Genomic DNA, 18,638 nt, shown 5'->3' with positions numbered 1-18,638 from the left:
AAAAGCCACCTGACGGTGGCTTTTTTGTTGGCGAGCAATCCCTTAAGGATTGGCTGGCCCATGAGAGGCCTGGCTGCGCATGCCACTCACACCGGCGGCACGGCCGGAATGCAGGGTGGGCTTGCGCTCATAGGCCGGGTAGTCCACCACAGGGCGGGCCGGCTGGGCCGGCGCCTCGGCGGGCTGGGCCATCTGGCAGGTCACCAGTTGCATGCGGGAGACCACACCCGGTGCCTTGGTCGCGGCAGGTGCCGCAGCCATCGGTTGGCTCACCGCCGGCTCGGCCTCTACCTCTGCCTTGCTCACCGGCACCTCAGGTTCGGCATGCACGGCAATGGGGGCGTCCAGCTGGGCCAGGGGGGCGTCTGCTTCTGCCACCTCGGTCTCTTCGGCGCTAACCGGCTCTTCTACCAGCACTACGTCATCCACCACCACGGCATCGGGCTTGCGACGACGAGAGCGGCGTTCCGGTTGGGCTTCTGCTTGCTGCTGCCTGTCGGCCGGGGCAACAGGCGCTGCCTCGGGTTCGACGCTGCTCTCAGCCGCAACCTCTTGCACCGCCAGGGCCTCTGGGCTCTCTTCGGCAGGCTGCTCGGTCTCCTGACGACGACGCTGGCGGGACTCTTCGTTGATCCGCTTGCGACGTTGGGGCCGTTTGGCCGGCTCGCCGTCGGCGTCCTCCATGGCCACCGGTGCGTCGATGTTGGCCTCGATGGACTCGATGGCCTCAGCCACCGGCGCCTCGTTCACGGTCGGAGCACGGGTCTCTTCGTCGTCCTCGATCATGATCATCGGCGGCAGGTCGGTGGGCATCACGGGCACCAGGGGCTCCAGCATGGGCGGCTGGGGCTCGGCCTGCGGGGCTGGCTCAGCCTGGGGAGCCGGCACCTCGACCACGGCGGCCTGCTGGACCTGGGCATCGCTCACCTCGGCGGCCACCCGCACCTTGCGGCGCTGACTGCGGCGTTGACGGCGTTCGGCTACCTTCTCTTCTTTGGGCGCACGGCTTGGCTGCTCGGCTGGCACTGCCTCCTGCTGTTCGCTGGGCTCGGCAGTCGCCTGAGGCTGATTGCGGGGCCGGCGTTCCTGACGCGGGCTGCCTTCGGCGGCGGCTTCCTTGGGTTGACGAGGACGACGCTCGCCACGAGACGGACGATCGGTCTTGTCACCGGTGGCCTCGTTGCGCGGACGACGGTTGTTCGGCCGTGCTTCGCTCTTGGCCTGACCCTCTTCCTCATCGGCCTTGTCGGCCTGCGGGCGGCTGCGGCGATTGTCACCACCGGCCGGACGCCGGCGATCACCTTCACGGCGACGTTGCCGTGCCTCGGGCTTCGCCTTGGGCGCCGGTTTTTCCTGGGGTTGGCTGGGCTCGGCGGCAGGCTTGAACAGCGCCATGATGGCGGCGAACAGCTTGCTGAACAGACCAGGTTCCTGGGGCAGCACCACAGGGGCGGCGACGGGGGCCGGAGCCGGTGCCGGGGTGGTGGGGGCGGCGATGATCTGCACCGCCGGCTGCTCGCTGCGCACCACCTTGGTGGTATCGCGCGGCGTGTAGCCATCCACCGGCAGCTCGCTCTTCAGCTCGTAGCTGAGGGCCTCGGTGACTTCACTGCTGCGCATCCGGGACACCTCGAAGTGCGGTGTCTCCATTCCCTGGTGGGGAATGATGAAGATCCGCACCTGATGGCGCTCTTCCAGGCGTTGAATGGACGGGCGCTTCTCGTTGAGCAGATAGGCGGCGACGTCCACCGGCACCTGGGCCAGCACCTGTTCTGTGTTGTCCTTGAGGGCCTCTTCTTCCAGCAGGCGCAGGATGGCCAGTGCCAGGGATTCGTTATCCCGGATGGTCCCCTGACCCATGCAGCGCGGGCAGACATGGGTGCTGGATTCATTGAGGGAGGGGCGCAGGCGCTGACGGGACAGCTCCAGCAGGCCGAAGCGGGAGATGCGGCCCAGCTGGATGCGAGCCCTGTCCTGGCGCACGGCATCCCGCAGGCGGTTTTCCACTTCACGCTGGTGGCGCACCGGCGTCATGTCGATGAAGTCGATGACGATGAGGCCACCCAGGTCGCGCAGACGCAGCTGGCGGGCGATCTCGTCGGCGGCTTCCAGGTTGGTCTGCAGGGCCGTCTCCTCGATGTCACCGCCCTTGGTGGCGCGCGCCGAGTTGATGTCGATGGAGGTCAGGGCCTCGGTGGGGTCGATGACGATGGAGCCGCCGGAGGGCAGGCGCACTTCGCGTTGGAAGGCCGACTCAATCTGGCTCTCGATCTGGTAATGGGTGAACATCGGGATCTCACCGTTGTACGGCTTGACCCGATTGACGAAGTCCGGGCGCACCAGTTCGATGTGCTGCTTTGCCTTCTCGAACACCGTCGGGTTGTCGATCAGGATCTCGCCGATATCCCGGCGCAGGTAGTCACGGATGGCCCGCACTATCACGTTGCTTTCCTGGTGGATCAGGAAGGGGGCAGCCTGGTTCTGCGCGGCTTGCTTGATGGTCTCCCAGTGTTTGAGCAGGACATTGAGGTCCCAGGCCAGCTCTTCGGGGGACTTGCCGACACCGGCAGTCCGCACTATGAGGCCCATGCCTTCCGGCACTTCCAGCCCATTGAGGGCTTCCTTGAGCTCGGTGCGTTCATCCCCTTCGATACGGCGGGAGATACCACCGGCACGGGGGTTGTTGGGCATCAGCACCAAGTAGCTACCGGCCAGACTGATGAAGGTGGTGAGGGCGGCGCCCTTGTTACCACGTTCTTCCTTGTCGATCTGGACGATGACTTCCTGACCTTCCTTGATCACTTCCTTGATATTGGGGCGACCCTGGAGGCTGTAGTTGGCGGGGAAATATTCGCGGGCAATCTCCTTGAGCGGCAGGAAACCGTGACGTTCGGCGCCGTAGTCGACAAAGGCGGCCTCCAGACTCGGTTCGACGCGGGTGATCTTCCCTTTGTAGATGTTGGCTTTTTTCTGTTCGTGACCGGGACTTTCGATGTCCAGGTCGTAAATGCGTTGCCCGTCTACCAGGGCCACGCGCAACTCTTCTTCCTGAGTTGCGTTGATTAGCATTCTTTTCATGGGTGTCTCGATAAAAATGAAGCCTTAAGCTTCGCCGTTATGCTGCTGGACGGCTGCCACGCACCGGCCCCGAGTCGATAGCATGGGTTGGCAACCTCCCGGTTGGGTCATGCGTGGGGCGCGCTAGGGATGCGGACGGCGACCTGCAGGCTCTGCGGCCCAGATGAAGGCGCAGACGCCGATATCCAGCGACTTTTTTTGATTCCTCCTCGGCTTCCGACGCAATCTTGGACTCAGTGCGTCACATGGTCTGTTGCTTGTGACGGCGAAGAGCCCGGTTTTTCTATCGGATCTGGCTTAAAACAAGCCAGTTGGCCTAAAAAAATCAGCGCATTATTTCATTTTCCCTCAATCTATAGCAAGGCAGCTTTTTCGCTTTGCGACAAGGATGCACTTCTGGAGTAGAATCCGCGCCATGAACACAGTAAACAACCGGGTGCAGCTCCTCACCATAGAGGCTGAGCAAGAGGGGCAACGCATCGACAATTTTCTCAAGACTCAGCTCAAGGGCGTCCCGAAAAGTCTCATTTATCGCATTTTGCGTAAGGGTGAGGTGCGGGTTAACAAAAAGCGGATAAAACCTGAGTACAAGCTCTGCGTCGGTGATGAGGTGCGGGTGCCGCCGCTGCGGCTGGCCGAAGAGAATGCCTTGCCCTCCGCCAAGCTCAGCAGCATCCAGGCGCTGGAAGGCCAGATCCTGCTGGAGGACGAGGGTCTGATCGTGCTGAACAAGCCGGCTGGCATGGCGGTGCACGGTGGCAGCGGCCTGAGCTTCGGCGTGATCGAAGGCCTGCGGGCGTTGCGGCCCGATGCGCGCTTCATGGAGCTGGTGCACCGGCTGGATCGCGATACCTCCGGCTGCCTGCTCATCGCCAAGAAACGCAGTGTGCTCAAGCATCTGCATGAGCAGCTGCGGGTCAAGACCATGCGCAAGCAGTATCTGGCCCTGGTTCGTGGTCAGTGGCAGGCCCACGTCAAGGTGATCACGGCACCGCTCTTGAAAAACGTGCTGCAGTCCGGCGAGCGTATTGTGCGGGTCAATGCCGAGGGCAAGCCCTCCGAGACGCGTTTTCGGATCATGCGCAACTTTGCCGATGCGACCCTGATCGAAGCCAGCCCGGTCACCGGGCGGACCCACCAGATCCGGGTGCATACGGCCCACGCCGGCCATCCGATTGCCTGCGACGACAAGTACGGCGAGGCGGGTTTTGATCAGCGGATGCGGGAGGCGGGGCTGCAGCGCCTGTTCCTGCACGCCAGTCGCTTGACCTTCGAACACCCGGTGACCGGGGAGATGGTGAGCGTGGAGGCGCCGCTGGATCCCCATCTGCAGGCCCTGCTGGATCGCCTGGAGCGCAAGGCATGAGACGCTTTGAGCTGGTGATCTTCGATTGGGACGGTACCCTGATGAACTCGGTGGGGCGGATTGTCTCCAGCATGCAGTCTGCGGCCCGGCAGGTAGCGCGTCCCGTGCCCGCCGCGGAGGCCGTGCGCAACATAGTCGGGCTCAGCCTGCAGGAAGCCTTGCCGCGTCTGTTTGGCCCACTGGATGAGCCGGCCTATCAGCAGCTGTTGCAGGCGTACCGACAGCAATACATACACGATGATCCCACTCCCACACCGCTGTTTGCCGGCGTGAGCCAGACCCTGCAGCAGTTGGCCGCCCGGGGTCATCTGCTGGCGGTGGCCACCGGCAAGGCGCGGGCCGGCCTGGACCGGGTGCTGGCTGAGACGGGTTTTAGCCAGCTGTTTCACGCCAGCCGCGGTGCCGATGAGGCGCGTTCCAAGCCGGACCCCATGATGTTGGAGCAGTTGCTGGCTCAGCTCAATGTGCCGTTGGAGCAGGCCGTCATGGTGGGGGACTCATGCTACGACATGGAGATGGCGGCCAACCTGGGGATGGCCCGCATCGGTGTGGATTGGGGCGTCCATGACGAGTCCGTGCTGAACCAGTTTGCACCCCTGGCCGTGATCTCGCGGATGGAGGCGTTGCTGGAGCTGGTGTGATCAGGCGTCGCCTAGTTGATCCACCGGCAGCGGCAGCATCAGGCCCCAGTTGGCCAACATGTCGATCAGGGCCATGAGTGGCAGCCCGATCAGGGTGTTGGGGTCCCGGCCCGATAGCCGCTCGAACAGGCAGATGCCTAGCCCCTCGCTCTTGAAGCTGCCGGCACAGTCGTAAGGCTGCTCCTGCTGCAGGTAATGCTGGATCTGGCTGGGGGTCAGTCGGCGAAAATGCACGTCAAAGGGCTCCATCAGCAGTTGCTGGCGTCCGCTGGTACTGTCCTGCAGGCACAGGCCGGTGTAGAAGGTCACCACCTGGCCACTGGCCTGGGCCAGCTGGCGATAAGCCTGCTCGTGAGAGCCGGGCTTGCCGACGATCTGGCCGTCCAGCACACACACCTGATCCGAGCCGATCACCCAGCCTTGATCATGTTGCTGGGCGACCGCGCAGGCCTTCTCCCTGGCCAGGCGCTGTACCAGGGCGGCGGCATCTTCACCGGCGAAGGGGGTTTCGTCGATCTCCGGCGCTTGGCAGCTGAAGATCAGACCGGTTTTGGCCAGCAGTTGCCGGCGGTATAAGGAGGTGGAGGCGAGTATGATGGGTGCGTGCATGTTGTGTTCCCAAGCCACTGTTTTCTTGGATGTTAGGTCAGGATGCCGGCAAGTCCATTGTTTTTTGTAAAACGCCTGTTTTTCCTTTGACTCTGTATTGGAGTGTCTATATGATGCGCGCCTTATGCAAAAGGTGAAGTTGCCCATTAAGATTGATCCGGTCCGTTGCGCGGCCAAGCGTCTCGATTATGTCGGGATTGCCGAAGCCGATAAGCTGATCAGACTGGGTGAGTCGACTGTCGGTGTTCTCACCGATGTCGAGGCTGCATTGTCGTTTGGTATTGATGCCCAAGGCTTGACCATCATGCAGGGTACTGCCCATACCCTGGTCAAGCTTGAATGCCAACGCTGCAATGAAGCGTTCGAATATCGGTGTGAGATCGAATTTGTTTATACTCCACTGTTGAAAAATACGGTGGTGGATGAGCTGCCGGAGGCTTACGAGCCCATCGAGCTTGATGAAAACGGTGAGTTCGACCTGTACGAAGTGCTGGAGGATGAGTTCATCCTCGCCCTGCCCATAGTGCCCATGCATCCCCTGGATGTGTGTCCTCAGGCAGGCAGAAGCATGACGTGGGGGGAGATCGAGCCTGCTGATGAGCGTCCCAATCCGTTTGCAGTTCTCAATGGTTTGAAAAACAAGTAATTGATTAGGAGTAAGGTCGATGGCCGTACAACAGAACCGTAAAACTCGTGCCAGACGTGGTATGCGTCGTTCTCACGATGCCCTGACTGCCTCTGCGCTGACCGTGGATCAGACTTCTGGTGAAGTTCACCGTCGTCACCATGTAACCGCTGACGGTTTCTATCGCGGCAAGAAGGTTATTGCTTAATCTCGATTAAGCTGAAACCGCCTTGTCTGCGCTGACGATTGCGTTAGATGTCATGGGGGGCGATCATGGCCCCTCAGTTACAGTGCCTGCCTCTGCGCAGGCACTGTCGCTTTACCCCCAGTTAAATCTCTTGCTGGTGGGGGATGAGTTGCAGCTCAAGCCCTATCTCCAGCAGTACCAACTCTTCAATCATCCCCGCGTCCGTTTGGTGCATGCCAGTCAGGTCGTGACCATGGATGACAAGCCTGCCTATGCCCTGCGCCACCTGAATGACTCCTCCATGCGGATTGCCCTCAATCTGTTGCATGCCGGGGAGGCTCATGCCTGCGTCAGCGCCGGCAACACCGGGGCCTTGATGGGCATGGCGCGCCATGTGCTCAAGCTGGTGCCCGGGGTGGAACGACCCGCCTTGACCACCAGTCTGCCCACGGTATCCGGTGGTAAGTCTGTGCTGCTGGATCTGGGGGCCAACGTGAATTGCACGCCCGAACACCTGCATCAGTTTGCCCTGATGGGCAGTGTGGTGGCAGAGTCGGTGCACGGCATAGCGCGCCCCAGGGTGGCCTTGCTCAACATTGGCGTGGAGCAAAACAAGGGCAATGAGGAGGTGCGGGAGGCCGCCGCACGCTTGGCGGTGGATGCTCGCGTGAACTACACCGGCTTCATCGAGGGGGATGCGTTGTTTGCCGGCCAGGCGGATGTGATTGTCTGCGATGGCTTTGTCGGCAACATAGCGCTGAAAACCGCCGAGGGCATGGTCCGATTGCTGAGCCAGTCAGGCGCCCAGACGCGCAGCCCGTACGCCAACTGGCTGCAATGGCTATTACGGCGCTATATGCGGCGCCGGCTGTCACACCTGAACCCCGACCAGTATAATGGGGCAAGTCTGCTAGGATTGCGGGGCATTGTGATCAAGAGCCATGGTCGGGCCGAAATTTGCGCATTTTTCAATGCAATTGAACAAGCGATAGCCGAAGTGGACCGGTGTTTGCCCGTCCAGATCGCGCAGCGATTTGAATCTCACACTTATACAGGCGCCTAGTCGAATTCCTATGTTTACAAAAATTCTTGGAACGGGCAGTTATGTTCCCGAAACGGTACGGACCAATGCCGATCTCGAGCGGATGGTGGACACCAGTGACGAGTGGATCGTAGAGCGCACGGGTATCCATGAGCGCCGCATCGCCGCGGTGGATGAAAACGTGGTGACCATGTCCAACGTGGCTGCCCTGCATGCCCTGGAGGCGGCCGGACTGCAGGCCGCCGATCTGGATATGATCATCCTGGCCACCACCAGTGCCGACAACGCCTTTCCTTCCGCGGCCTGTGAGCTGCAAGGCTTGCTGGATTGTCCGGGGATCCCCGCCTTCGACCTGTCAGCCGCCTGTGCTGGCTTCAGCTATGCCCTGAGCGTGGCGGATCAATTTGTCAAAACGGGGGCGGCCCGTCATATCCTGGTGGTGGGGGCCGATGTGCTGGCCCGCACCTGCGATCCGGCGGACCGTGGCACCATCATCATCTTTGGTGATGGGGCGGGCGCCGTGGTGGTGGGGCCCTCCGAGACGCCGGGGATCCTCTCCACCCACCTGCATGCCGACGGTCGTTACGGTGAGCTGCTCAAGCTGCCCCAGGCCAAGCGGGGTCAGCCCGAGGCCAGCGGTGATGCCTACATGTATATGAAGGGCAATGACGTCTTCAAGGTGGCGGTGACCCGGCTGAGCGAGATCGTCACTGAGACCCTGGCGGCCCACGACATAGATAAGTCCGAGCTGGATTGGCTGGTGCCGCACCAGGCCAACCAACGCATCATCAGTGCCACGGCCCGTAAGCTGGGCATGTCCATGGATCAGGTGATCCTGACCCTGGCCCAACACGGCAATACCTCGGCCGCCTCCGTGCCCCTCGCCCTGGATGTCGGGGTGCGCGATGGGCGCATCCAGCGTGGCCAGTTGCTGCTGCTGGAGGCATTTGGTGGTGGCTTTACCTGGGGTTCAGCTCTGATCCGCTATTAATAACAAGGAAACATTCGATGACTAAGTTTGCAATTGCCTTCCCCGGTCAGGGGTCCCAGAGCGTGGGCATGCTCGCCGAGCTGGTGGAGCAACATGCCGTGGTAAGCGAAACCTTCGCCGAAGCCAGCGAAGCCTTGGGCTACGATCTGCTGTCCCTGGTCCTTGATGGGCCGGCCGAGGATCTGAACAAGACCTGGCGTACCCAGCCGGCGTTGCTGACTGCCTCCGTTGCGCTGTGGCGCCTGTGGCAGCAACAGGGTGGCCCGCAACCGACCCTGATGGCCGGTCATAGTCTGGGGGAATACTCTGCGCTGGTGTGTGCCGGCGCGCTGGCCTTTGCCGATGCCGTCAAGCTGGTGGAACTGCGTGGCCGCGCCATGCAGGATGCCGTGCCCGAAGGGGTAGGGGCCATGGCGGCCATCATAGGGCTGGACAATGAGACCATCGCCGCCAACTGCCAGCAGGCTGCCGAGGATCAGGTGGTCGCACCGGTGAACTTCAACTCACCCGGTCAGGTGGTCATCGCCGGTAACAAGGAGGCGGTGGAACGCGCCAATGCCTTGATGAAGGCCTCCGGCGCCAAGCGGGCGCTGCCGCTGCCGGTCAGCGTGCCGTCCCACTGTGCCCTGATGCAACCGGCGGCGGAGAAGCTGGCCGTGGCGCTGGCCGCCATCGAGATCAAGGCGCCGCAGATCCCGGTGATCAACAACGTGGACGTGGCTCAGGAAACCGACCCGGCCCGGATCCGCGACGCCCTGGTGCGTCAGCTGTTTAGCCCGGTTCGCTGGACCGAAGTGGTTGAAACCATGGCGAATGCCGATGTGACCTACGAAATTGAGATGGGGCCTGGCAAGGTGCTGACTGGTCTGGTCAAGCGCATCGACAAGCGGGTCGAGGGCGGCGCCATCAATGATCAGGCTTCTCTGCAGGCCTGTCTGGACATGTTTAAGTAACAGGAGCGATCATGAGCTTTGAAGGAAAAGTTGTGCTGGTGACCGGTGCCAGTCGTGGTATCGGCCGAGCCATTGCCGAGGCCTTCGTGGCCCGTGGTGCAACCGTGGTGGGGACCGCCACCAGTGCCTCCGGCGCAGACGCTATCGGTGCCTATCTGGGACAGGCTGGTTGCGGCATGGTGCTGAATGTCACCAGCGCCGAGTCGGTCGAACAACTGTACCAGGCCATCAAGGAGAAGTTCGGTGAGGTGGATGTGCTGGTGAACAATGCCGGCATCACCCGCGACAACCTGCTGATGCGCATGAAGGACGAGGAGTGGCAAGACATCATCGAAACCAACCTCACCTCCCTGTACCGCCTGACCAAGCCGGTGTTGCGCAGCATGATGAAGAAGCGCCAGGGGCGTATCGTCAGCATCGGCTCAGTGGTGGGCACCATGGGCAACGCCGGTCAAACCAACTATGCCGCCGCCAAGGCCGGTCTGATTGGTTTTACCAAGTCGCTGGCCCGGGAAGTGGCCTCCCGTGGTATCACGGTCAATGCCGTGGCACCCGGTTTTATTGAAACGGACATGACCCAGGCGCTGACCGAAGAGCAGCGGGCCGGCATTCTCAGCCAGGTACCGGCCAACCGCCTGGGAGATCCGAAGGAAATTGCGTCCGCCGTGCTGTTTTTGGCATCCGAGGAAGCCGGGTATATCAATGGCGAAACCCTGCATGTGAATGGCGGCATGTACATGGTGTGATCGACGGATAATTCGTGGAAAAAACCCCTGGGAATTTGGGCGATATAGCTCTAAATTCCTGGTTTGACCACAACCATTGATCTTGCAAAGTACGACTAATTGAATACACTACAGCAACGACACGCAATCGCGTATATCTAAAGGAAAATTCAGGTCATGAGCAATATCGAAGAACGCGTAAAGAAAATCATCATCGAGCAGCTGGGCGTTAAGGAAGAAGACGTTAAGTCCGAAGCTTCTTTTGTCGATGATCTGGGCGCTGACTCTCTGGATACCGTTGAGCTGGTCATGGCTCTGGAAGAAGAGTTCGATACTGAGATCCCTGACGAAGAAGCTGAAAAGATCACCACTGTTCAAGCTGCTGTCGATTACATCACCTCCAATCAGGACTAATCCCCTGTAGACAGGAGCGGCCAATAGGCCGCTCCTGTTTTCTTATCTCTTTTTTTGTTTTCCTCGCGGAGGCTTTCCTGTGTCAAAACGCAGAGTTGTGGTGACCGGTCTGGGTATGTTGTCTCCGGTCGGTAACAGTGCTGAACTCTCCTGGCAGGCTCTGCTCAAGGGCCAGAGTGGCATCACCAACATCGAGCACTTTGATACCACTGACTTCCCAACCAAGTTTGCGGGTCTGGTTAAAGATTTCGATCCTGAGGCATTCGGCATCAGCAAGAAAGATGCGCGCAAGATGGATCTGTTCATTCAGTATGGTGTGGCGGCCGGTATGCAGGCGCTGGAAGATTCCGGCCTGACCATCACCGACGACAATGCCCACCGTTGCGGTGTGTCTATCGGTTCCGGCATCGGTGGCCTGGGGCTTATCGAGCAGAACCACACCAGCCTGATGGCCGGTGGTCCCCGCAAGCTGAGCCCTTTCTTCGTGCCGTCCACCATCATCAACATGGCGTCCGGTCACCTGTCCATCATGAAGGGGCTGCGTGGTCCCAATATCGCCATCACCACCGCCTGTACCTCGGGTACACATGCCATCGGTTTTGCCGCCCGCATGATCGCCTATGGTGATGCGGATGTCATGGTGGCTGGTGGTACCGAGAAGGCCTCTACGCCCATGGGGATGGGGGGCTTTGCCGCCGCCAAGGCGCTGTCCACCCGTAATGATGCCCCGCAGCAGGCCAGTCGTCCCTGGGACAAGGATCGGGATGGTTTTGTTCTGGGCGATGGCGCTGGTGTCGTGGTGCTGGAGTCTTATGAACATGCTGTTGCCCGTGGCGCCAAGATCTACGCCGAACTGGTGGGCTTTGGTATGAGCGGTGACGCCAACCACATGACGGCACCGCCAGAAGATGGTTCCGGTGCGGCACGGGCCATGGTGAATGCCCTGAATGATGCCCAGCTGGATGCCAGCGTCATCGGCTACATCAATGCCCACGGCACCTCCACGCCGCTGGGTGATCTGGCCGAACTGCGTGCCGTGAAGAAGACCTTTGGTGAGCATACCCAAAACCTGATGGTCAGCTCCACCAAGTCCATGACGGGTCACCTGTTGGGCGCGGCCGGGGCCATCGAGGCCATCATTACCGTGTTGGCGCTGCGGGATCAGGTGGCACCGCCCACCATCAATCTGGAGAATCCGGACTTGGAATACGAGGTGGATTTGGTGCCTAATGTCGCCAAGCCCGCCAGTTTCGAGTACGCTCTGTCCAACTCGTTTGGCTTTGGTGGTACCAACGGATCCTTGATCTTCAAGCGCGTCTGATCCGGCTGAAATGGCAAAAGCCTGGTACCTGGTATCAGGCTTTTTTTATGGGTAAAAAATGCAACTGCTCGATGGTAACCAAGCGACGGGACTTTCCCCCGCGGATCGCGGATTGACACTGGGTGATGGCTTCTTCAGTACCTTGCACGTGCTGCAGGGCCAGATCTGTCTGCTGCCTTATCATCTGGCGCGTATTCAGACCAGCCTGACGCGGCTGGCGTTTCCGCCGCTGGATCTCTGCGCCCTGTCGGCGGCCCTGCAGGCGCGGGCACTCGGCCTGGAGGAGGGGGTGATGAAGATCATCGTCACCCGCGGCCAGGGCGGGCGTGGCTACAGTCCCGTCGGCTGTTTGAGCCCGACGGTGATCCTGAGCCTTCATCCCTATCCGGAACACTACCGACAATGGCAACGGCAGGGCATAGCGCTGGGTGAACTCGGCCTGCGTCTCGGTCTGTCCCCGCTGCTGGCGGGGCTCAAGACCCTGGGCCGCCTGGAGCAGGTGCTGTTCAAGGCCGAGTTGGAATCACAAGGCCAGGATGAGGCGCTGGTGTGCGACGTGGCGGGACAGATGGTGGAGGCCGTGACGGCCAACCTGTTCTGGCGCCAGGGGGAACAGGTGTTTACGCCGGATCTGGCCCAAGCCGGTGTGGCCGGGGTGATGCGGGCCTGGTGCCTCAAGCAATTGGCACAGTGGCATTGTCCCGTGCACGAGGTACGGGAGCGGCCTGACGCATTGGCGCAGGCGGATGAGATTTGGTTGACCAATGCCTTGATGGGGCTGGTGCCGGTGCGCCATTGGCGCGGGAAAGACTATCCGGCACCGGGGATCCTGTGTCGGCAGTTGCAGATGAGTTATCACGATGACATTAAAACGAAGAATTAGTCTGCTGTGCCTGTTGGGCCTGCTGCTGGTCGCCAGCCTGCTGGGCTGGGGCTATCTGCAGTGGCAGCGGCTGGAGCGGATGCCCGTGGGTGAGGTGCCGGCCCTGTTTAGCGTGACCAAGGGGGAGCGGGCCGGTGGTCTGGTACACCGGCTGGCGGCTGAGCCTGTGCCGGGCTGGGCCGTCAGCCTCTGGCTCAAGACCCATCCTGAGCTGACGGCCATCCGCAGCGGCACCTTTGCCTTGCAATCCGGCATGTCCCTCAAGGAGGCTCTGTCCCTCATCGTGGCAGGCAAGGAATACCTGCTGAACGTGACCCTGGTGGAGGGGCAACGGCTGGCGGATTGGCGCAAGACATTGGCCCATCTCCCCCATGGGGTCTCGACCCTGACCAGCCTGGATGATGCGGCCCTGGCCGAGGCGGTGGGCTGCGATTGCCACAACCTAGAAGGTCTGCTGATGCCGGAGACCTATGCCTACACGGTGGGGATGACGGATCTGGAAATCGTCAAGCGCGCCTACCAGCACATGCAGCACTTTCTGGCGCAGGCCTGGGAGGCGCGGGCGGCCGATCTGCCGTACAAGACGCCCTATGAGGCGCTGATCCTGGCCTCCATCATCGAGAAGGAGACCGCCCAGGCCAGCGAGCGTCCCCTGATCGCCTCCGTGTTTGTCAATCGCCTCCGGCGCGGCATGAAGCTGCAGACCGATCCCACCGTCATCTACGGCATCGGCGAGCGATATGATGGCAACATCCGGCGGCGGGATCTGCAGGATGCCAACCCCTACAACACCTATGTAATCGATGGTCTGCCGCCCACCCCCATCGCCATGCCCAGTCGGCAGGCCATCGAGGCGGCACTGCATCCGGCTGACAGCGACTATCTCTACTTTGTCGCCAAGGGCGAGGGCTGGCATCAGTTTTCCAAGTCACTGAGTGAACACAATGCGGCGGTGCGTCGCTATATCTTGAGGCGCCAATGAGCCAGGGAAAATTTATCGTCATCGAGGGGCTGGAAGGCGCCGGCAAGAGCAGTGCCGTCGCCTATGTGGAGGCTTGGCTGCGCGGGCATGGCATCACCTGCATCGACAAGACCCGCGAGCCCGGCGGCACGCCGCTGGCGGAGCGGATGCGTGCCCTGGTCAAGGAGGTGCATGAGGAGCCCTTGACCATGCAGGCCGAGCTGCTGCTCATGTATGCCGCCCGGGTGCAGCTGGTGGAGAATCGCATCAAGCCGGCCTTGGCGGCCGGCCACTGGGTCATCGGCGATCGGCATGATCTCTCGTCCCTGGCTTATCAGGGCGGGGGGCGCGGCATCCCCGCCGCGCTCATCAGCCAGATCAAGCAGGCGGTGCTGGGGGATTTTGCGCCGGATCTCACCCTCTACCTGGACATAGATCCGGCCATCGGTCTGGCGCGGGCGCGGCAACGGGGCGAGCTGGATCGCATCGAGCTGGAGCAACTGAGTTTCTTCGAGCGCACCCGGGCCCGTTATCAGCAGCTGGCGGCCGCCGATCCGCGGATCTTTACCGTTCAGGCCCATCTGGAACCGGCACGGGTGTGTGCCCAGGTGCAGCAGATTCTGGAGCAGCAGCTGTGTATCCCTGGCTGATCCCCCACTGGCAGCAATTTACCCAGGGGGCGGCCCAGGGGCGGTTGGCCCATGGCTGGCTGCTGTGTGGGGCCAGCGGGTCGGGCAAGGGAGAACTGGCCCAGGCCTTTGCCCGCCGGGTACTGTGTCAAGCACCGAGCCAGGCGGCCCCCTGTGGCCACTGCCATGCCTGCACCCTGCTGGCCCGGGGTCATCATCCGGATCTGCACCTGGCCGAGGTGGCCGGGCGCAGCATTGGGGTCGACACCATCCGGGAGTTGATCGGTCAGTTGGCGGTCAGCCCGCAGCTGGGACAGGCCAAGGTCGCCATCCTGCCCCAGGCCCAGCGCATGACGGAGTCGGCGGCCAACGCCTTGCTCAAGACCCTTGAGGAGCCGCCTGGAGCCGCCTATCTGTTTTTGCTGACCGATCAGCCCAATGCCTTGCTGCCCACCATCGTCAGTCGCTGCCGTCGCTTGTCGTTGCAGCCGGACGAGCAGACGGCGCTGGCCTGGCTGCGGCAGCAGGCGGATGGTCAGCAGGCCACGGCCATGCACCTGAGGCTCAATCAGGGGGCACCCCTTGCGACTCTGGCATACCTGTCAGCCGGTACCGAGGCGCAGCGCCAGCATCTGTGTCAGCTGGTGCTGGCGCTGCGCCAAACGCCCTGGCGACAGGGTGAGCTGCAGAAGCTGCTGCTGGAACTGCCGTTGGGCCTGGGCTGGTTGCAACTGTTGCTGCTGGATGCCTTGAAGCGTCAGCAGGGGCTGGCCTTGACCGATCTGGTGATGCAGGACTGCGGCCCGCTGCTGGACTGGCTGGCCGCCAAGCCCAGCGCCCAGCTCTTAGGCTTGCTGCGCCGCTTGGCCCGCCTGCAGGAGGAGCGGCAAAATCCGCTGTTCAATGTATCCCTGAGTCTGCTGGACTGGCTCAACGATCTGATTTTTGAGGAGAACAAGACGTGCTGATCGACTCTCACTGCCACCTGGATCGGCTGGATTACGGCGGCAAACACCAGGACCTGGCGGATATGCTGAACAAGGCCAAGGCCCGAGGCGTCTCCCATTTTCTCAGTGTCAGCGTGACCCTCGATCATTTCCCCGCCATGCGTCAGCTGATCGAACCCCATGCCAATGTGTTTGCCTCCTGCGGCGTGCATCCGCTGGATCAGGAGACACCCTGGGAGCCGGCGCAACTGCTGAGTCTGGCCGATGATCCCCGGGTGGTGGCCATAGGTGAAACTGGGCTGGACTATTTCTATGGTCCGGAGCAGATCCCCCAGCAGCAGGCCGCTTTTCGTCAACATATTCAGGTGGCTCGCCAGCTGAACAAGCCGCTCATCGTGCACACCCGGGATGCCAAGGCGGACACCCTGCAGATCCTCAAGGAAGAAGGGGCCGCTGCGGTGGGGGGCGTGTTGCACTGTTTCACCGAGGACTGGGAGATGGCCCAGGCGGCCATGGACCTGGGTTTTTATATCTCCATCTCGGGGATTGTCACCTTCCGCAATGCCGATGCCTTGCGGGAGGTGACCCGTAAGCTGCCGCTGGATCGCTTGCTGGTGGAGACGGACTCGCCGTACCTGGCCCCAGTACCGTACCGCGGCCAACAAAATGAGCCGGCCTATGTGCGGGATGTGGCGGAATACGTGGCCTGGTTGCGGAACATGCAGGTGTACGATCTGTGTGAGGCCACCAGCGCCAACTTCTTCCGGCTGTTTTCCCTGGCCAAGCCCTAAGTCGACCGGTCATCGTCGCCCATAAAAAAAGCCCCGCGAGGGGCTTTTTTTATGGCTGGCTCAACTGCAGCAGTTGCCGCGGCGCAGGTTGACCAGGGCGATGACCAGGGCCACCAGCAGGTAGGCTCCGAAGATCGGGATCAGCCACTGGGGCATTTCCCAGGTGAGGAATGACCACTGCCGCTCCGAGCAGTCGCCGGTGGCCTGGAACATCCAGGGCATCCAGCGATCCAGGGGCAAGTCACCGGGAAACGTGGGAAACAGCGGACAGGCCTTGAAGGGGGAGGGATGCAGCTGCAGATCGGTATGGTGCAGGGCCAGCTGCAGACCACGCAGCGCGCTAAAGCCCCACAGCAACAGGGCCCCCCAACGCAGGATAAACCAACGGGGGTTGATCAGGGCGAGGAGGGCGGCGGCCAGTATGCCTAAAAAGGCAATGCGTTCATCGATGCACAGCACGCAGGGCTGCAGGTGCAGCACGTGCTCGAAATAGAGGCCACAGAGCTCGAAGGCCAGTACGCTGGCGGCCAGCAGCAGCCAGCCGGTGCGTCTGGCACTAAAGGCTTGAAGAGAGGCGATCATGGGTCATTCCTGATGGGAGGGCGAGAGGGAATTAGAAAATAAAACCAGGCAAAAATAAAGGACCCTATGGGTCCTTTATCTGTTAAAGGCGTGCGGGATCAATGACCTGCTGGTGCAGCTCCCGGGGCCGACGCCGCGACGTGGTGGCTGATCCAGCCCATGTCGTAGAAGCTCTGGGTCATATCCGGCAGCAGGAACATGATGCCGGCCAGGCCCACCAGGGTCAGCACTATGGTGTAGGGCAGGGCCATCCAGACCATGCGACCGTAGGAGAGGCGAACCAGGGGGGCCAGGGTGGAGGTCAGCAGGAACAAGAAGGCCGCCTGACCGTTGGGGGTGGCCACCGACGGCAGGTTGGTGCCGGTATTGATGGCGATGGCCAGCAGATCGAACTGATCCCGGCTGATGGTGCCGTTCATCCAGGCCTGCTTCACCTCTGTGATGTAGACGGTGCCCACAAACACGTTGTCGCTGACCATGGAGAGCAAACCGTTGGCCAGGTAGAACAGGGGGAGCTGAGTCTCGGCCGGCGCGTTGAGTACCCAGTGGATCACGGGGACGAACAGGTGCTGGTCGACGATGACGGCCACTATGGTGAAGAAGACACACAGCAGGGCGGTGAAGGGCAGTGATTCGGTGAAGGCCTTACCGATGGCATGTTCTTCCGTGACGCCGGTGAAGGCGGTGGCCAATACGATCACCGACAGGCCGATGAGACCCACGGCTGCCAGGTGCAGGGCCAGACCCAGTACCAGCCAGAGACAGATCAGCGCCTGTACCACCAGCTTGACCTTGTCGCGGGTGGTCAGATTGGCATCTTCGTGGGCATCATATTCTTTCAGGATCTGGTACACGGAGTCCGGGATCAGGGCGCCATAGCCAAACCAGCGGAACTTTTCCACCAGGATGCAGACCAGCAGGCCGCAGATAAACACGGGCACCGAGACAGGGGCCACCCGGATGGCGAACTCGGCAAAGTGCCAGGTGGCCTGTTCGCCGATGATCAGGTTTTGCGGTTCCCCCACCAGGGTGCAGACGCCACCCAGGGCGGTGCCGACGCCGGCATGCATCAGCAGGCTGCGCAGGAAGGCCCGGAACTGCTCCAGATCGCCCTTGTGATGATCCTTGACGGTGTCATCGTTGCTTATGTCATGCTCGGCCGGGTGTTCCGAGGCCACCTTGTGGTAGATGCCATAGAAGCCGACGGAGATGCTGATCACCACCGCCAGCACCGTCAGGGCATCCAGGAAGGCCGACAGGAAGGCGGCCATCAGGCTGAAGGCCAGGGACAGTACCACCTTGGAACGTACCCGGACCAGCAGCTTGGTGAACACGTAGAGCAGCAGCTGACGGACGAAGTAGATGCCGGCCACCATGAACATCAGCAGCAGTATGACCTCCAGGTTGGCGGCCACCTCGTGCTTCACCTGTTCTGTGCTGGTCATGCCGATGGCGATGGCCTCCAATGCCAGCAGACCACCGGGTTGCAGCGGATAGCATTTGAGGGCCATGGCCAGGGTGAAAATAAATTCCGCCACCAGCACCCAGCCGGCCACGAAGGGATCCAGGCTGAACAGCAGCGGGTTGATCAACAAGAAGGCAATAATGCTCATCTTGTACCACTTGGGCGCATTGCCAAGGAAATTGAGGGCAAAAGCCTTACTCAAACTTGTATTCATTGTATTTTCTCTAAGTGGCCACGTTAGTTGTTATTTCCCTTTGGCGCTGTGCGTGGTGGGGCGCCAAGCTAAGGAGTGTAAACAACTTGGTCGTCATGCCCTAACACATTAGTGGCGAAATGAGACAGATTTGAGCTGGCGCAAACAGTTACTGCCGGCAATAACCAACTGGTCGCACCTGTGCTTGTTACATTTATGCCGCCTTTGTTATCAT

Annotated in this window: 19 protein-coding genes; 15 read left to right on the top strand and 4 right to left on the bottom strand. The window is 61.3% G+C overall.

The window, feature by feature from the left end:
• Positions 1-42: 42 nt before the first annotated feature.
• The gene (rne, locus tag ABHF91_RS09355) at positions 43-3,078 is read right to left on the bottom strand and encodes a ribonuclease E (protein ID WP_409420038.1); all 3,036 of its coding nucleotides are present in this window, start codon (positions 3,076-3,078) and stop codon (positions 43-45) included.
• A gap of 415 nt (positions 3,079-3,493) precedes the next feature.
• Between rne and rluC the strand changes: the two genes are divergently transcribed.
• Both rluC and ABHF91_RS09345 read left to right on the top strand, forming a co-directional pair.
• Positions 3,494-4,444, top strand: a complete 951-nt coding sequence (rluC, locus tag ABHF91_RS09350; RefSeq protein WP_409420037.1) for a 23S rRNA pseudouridine(955/2504/2580) synthase RluC — start codon at positions 3,494-3,496, stop codon at positions 4,442-4,444.
• Entirely contained in the window at positions 4,441-5,085 is a 645-nt protein-coding gene (locus ABHF91_RS09345; RefSeq protein ID WP_409420036.1) for an HAD family hydrolase, read from the top strand. The genes rluC and ABHF91_RS09345 overlap by 4 nt, the downstream gene beginning before the upstream one ends.
• On the opposite strand, the gene ABHF91_RS09340 is transcribed toward ABHF91_RS09345, so the two are convergent.
• On the bottom strand, positions 5,086-5,694 hold the full coding sequence (locus tag ABHF91_RS09340) for a Maf family protein (protein WP_409420035.1): 609 nt from the start codon (positions 5,692-5,694) through the stop codon (positions 5,086-5,088).
• Between the two features lie 124 nt (positions 5,695-5,818).
• On the opposite strand from ABHF91_RS09340, the gene yceD reads away from it, so the two are divergent.
• The 13 genes from yceD (at position 5,819) to ABHF91_RS09275 (ending at position 16,163) form a co-directional block, all read left to right on the top strand.
• A complete protein-coding gene (gene yceD, locus ABHF91_RS09335) occupies positions 5,819-6,340 on the top strand; it encodes a 23S rRNA accumulation protein YceD (RefSeq protein WP_409420034.1) in 522 nt (173 codons plus the stop codon).
• Positions 6,341-6,359: 19 nt separating this feature from the next.
• Positions 6,360-6,527 carry a 50S ribosomal protein L32 gene (gene rpmF, locus ABHF91_RS09330; protein WP_345009022.1) on the top strand — a complete coding sequence of 56 codons (168 nt, stop codon included), beginning with the start codon at positions 6,360-6,362 and terminating at the stop codon, positions 6,525-6,527.
• Between the two features lie 22 nt (positions 6,528-6,549).
• Positions 6,550-7,569 carry a phosphate acyltransferase PlsX gene (gene plsX, locus ABHF91_RS09325; protein WP_409420033.1) on the top strand — a complete coding sequence of 340 codons (1,020 nt, stop codon included), beginning with the start codon at positions 6,550-6,552 and terminating at the stop codon, positions 7,567-7,569.
• A 10-nt stretch (positions 7,570-7,579) separates the two neighbouring features.
• Positions 7,580-8,539, top strand: a complete 960-nt coding sequence (locus ABHF91_RS09320; RefSeq protein ID WP_409420032.1) for a beta-ketoacyl-ACP synthase III — start codon at positions 7,580-7,582, stop codon at positions 8,537-8,539.
• Positions 8,540-8,556: 17 nt separating this feature from the next.
• Positions 8,557-9,492, top strand: coding sequence for an ACP S-malonyltransferase (gene fabD, locus ABHF91_RS09315; RefSeq protein ID WP_409420031.1), 936 nt, complete (start codon positions 8,557-8,559; stop codon positions 9,490-9,492).
• An 11-nt stretch (positions 9,493-9,503) separates the two neighbouring features.
• Positions 9,504-10,238: a 3-oxoacyl-ACP reductase FabG gene (gene fabG / locus ABHF91_RS09310; RefSeq protein WP_409420030.1), complete on the top strand. Its 735-nt coding sequence runs from the start codon at positions 9,504-9,506 to the stop codon at positions 10,236-10,238.
• Between the two features lie 156 nt (positions 10,239-10,394).
• Positions 10,395-10,631 (top strand): acyl carrier protein, encoded by a 237-nt coding sequence (gene acpP / locus ABHF91_RS09305; RefSeq protein ID WP_409420029.1) that lies wholly within the window; start codon positions 10,395-10,397, stop codon positions 10,629-10,631.
• A gap of 79 nt (positions 10,632-10,710) precedes the next feature.
• Positions 10,711-11,952 carry a beta-ketoacyl-ACP synthase II gene (gene fabF, locus ABHF91_RS09300; RefSeq protein WP_409420028.1) on the top strand — a complete coding sequence of 414 codons (1,242 nt, stop codon included), beginning with the start codon at positions 10,711-10,713 and terminating at the stop codon, positions 11,950-11,952.
• 58 nt (positions 11,953-12,010) lie between these two features.
• A complete protein-coding gene (pabC, locus tag ABHF91_RS09295) occupies positions 12,011-12,835 on the top strand; it encodes an aminodeoxychorismate lyase (protein ID WP_409420027.1) in 825 nt (274 codons plus the stop codon).
• Positions 12,813-13,817 carry an endolytic transglycosylase MltG gene (gene mltG, locus ABHF91_RS09290; RefSeq protein ID WP_409420026.1) on the top strand — a complete coding sequence of 335 codons (1,005 nt, stop codon included), beginning with the start codon at positions 12,813-12,815 and terminating at the stop codon, positions 13,815-13,817. Before pabC ends, mltG begins: the two co-directional genes overlap by 23 nt.
• A complete protein-coding gene (tmk, locus tag ABHF91_RS09285; RefSeq protein ID WP_409420025.1) occupies positions 13,814-14,446 on the top strand; it encodes a dTMP kinase in 633 nt (210 codons plus the stop codon). Before mltG ends, tmk begins: the two co-directional genes overlap by 4 nt.
• On the top strand, positions 14,431-15,393 hold the full coding sequence (gene holB / locus ABHF91_RS09280; protein ID WP_409420024.1) for a DNA polymerase III subunit delta': 963 nt from the start codon (positions 14,431-14,433) through the stop codon (positions 15,391-15,393). Before tmk ends, holB begins: the two co-directional genes overlap by 16 nt.
• Positions 15,387-16,163, top strand: coding sequence for a TatD family hydrolase (locus ABHF91_RS09275; protein WP_409420023.1), 777 nt, complete (start codon positions 15,387-15,389; stop codon positions 16,161-16,163). The genes holB and ABHF91_RS09275 overlap by 7 nt, the downstream gene beginning before the upstream one ends.
• A gap of 60 nt (positions 16,164-16,223) precedes the next feature.
• Here ABHF91_RS09275 and dsbB read toward each other — a convergent pair whose 3' ends face one another.
• The gene (dsbB, locus tag ABHF91_RS09270; RefSeq protein WP_409420022.1) at positions 16,224-16,745 is read right to left on the bottom strand and encodes a disulfide bond formation protein DsbB; all 522 of its coding nucleotides are present in this window, start codon (positions 16,743-16,745) and stop codon (positions 16,224-16,226) included.
• Positions 16,746-16,843: 98 nt separating this feature from the next.
• Entirely contained in the window at positions 16,844-18,424 is a 1,581-nt protein-coding gene (gene nhaB / locus ABHF91_RS09265) for a sodium/proton antiporter NhaB (protein WP_409420021.1), read from the bottom strand.
• Between the last annotated feature and the right edge of the window lie 214 nt (positions 18,425-18,638).

The organism is Pseudaeromonas aegiceratis, from assembly GCF_046254905.1.
Lineage (GTDB): Bacteria > Pseudomonadota > Gammaproteobacteria > Enterobacterales > Aeromonadaceae > Pseudaeromonas > Pseudaeromonas aegiceratis.
This window is presented reverse-complemented; position numbering and strand designations above follow the sequence as displayed.

Bases quoted from the DNA above. Each gene is read 5' to 3' on its own strand.
- rpmF (WP_345009022.1), top strand. From the start codon at position 6,360: ATGGCCGTACAACAGAACCGTAAAACTCGTGCCAGACGTGGTATGCGT.
- mltG (WP_409420026.1), top strand. From the start codon at position 12,813: ATGACATTAAAACGAAGAATTAGTCTGCTGTGCCTGTTGGGCCTGCTG.
- pabC (WP_409420027.1), top strand. From the start codon at position 12,011: ATGCAACTGCTCGATGGTAACCAAGCGACGGGACTTTCCCCCGCGGAT.
- rluC (WP_409420037.1), top strand. From the start codon at position 3,494: ATGAACACAGTAAACAACCGGGTGCAGCTCCTCACCATAGAGGCTGAG.
- rne (WP_409420038.1), bottom strand. From the start codon at position 3,078: ATGAAAAGAATGCTAATCAACGCAACTCAGGAAGAAGAGTTGCGCGTG.
- ABHF91_RS09345 (WP_409420036.1), top strand. From the start codon at position 4,441: ATGAGACGCTTTGAGCTGGTGATCTTCGATTGGGACGGTACCCTGATG.
- nhaB (WP_409420021.1), bottom strand. From the start codon at position 18,424: ATGAATACAAGTTTGAGTAAGGCTTTTGCCCTCAATTTCCTTGGCAAT.
- acpP (WP_409420029.1), top strand. From the start codon at position 10,395: ATGAGCAATATCGAAGAACGCGTAAAGAAAATCATCATCGAGCAGCTG.
- ABHF91_RS09320 (WP_409420032.1), top strand. From the start codon at position 7,580: ATGTTTACAAAAATTCTTGGAACGGGCAGTTATGTTCCCGAAACGGTA.
- fabG (WP_409420030.1), top strand. From the start codon at position 9,504: ATGAGCTTTGAAGGAAAAGTTGTGCTGGTGACCGGTGCCAGTCGTGGT.
- tmk (WP_409420025.1), top strand. From the start codon at position 13,814: ATGAGCCAGGGAAAATTTATCGTCATCGAGGGGCTGGAAGGCGCCGGC.
- ABHF91_RS09340 (WP_409420035.1), bottom strand. From the start codon at position 5,694: ATGCACGCACCCATCATACTCGCCTCCACCTCCTTATACCGCCGGCAA.
- fabD (WP_409420031.1), top strand. From the start codon at position 8,557: ATGACTAAGTTTGCAATTGCCTTCCCCGGTCAGGGGTCCCAGAGCGTG.
- dsbB (WP_409420022.1), bottom strand. From the start codon at position 16,745: ATGATCGCCTCTCTTCAAGCCTTTAGTGCCAGACGCACCGGCTGGCTG.
- yceD (WP_409420034.1), top strand. From the start codon at position 5,819: ATGCAAAAGGTGAAGTTGCCCATTAAGATTGATCCGGTCCGTTGCGCG.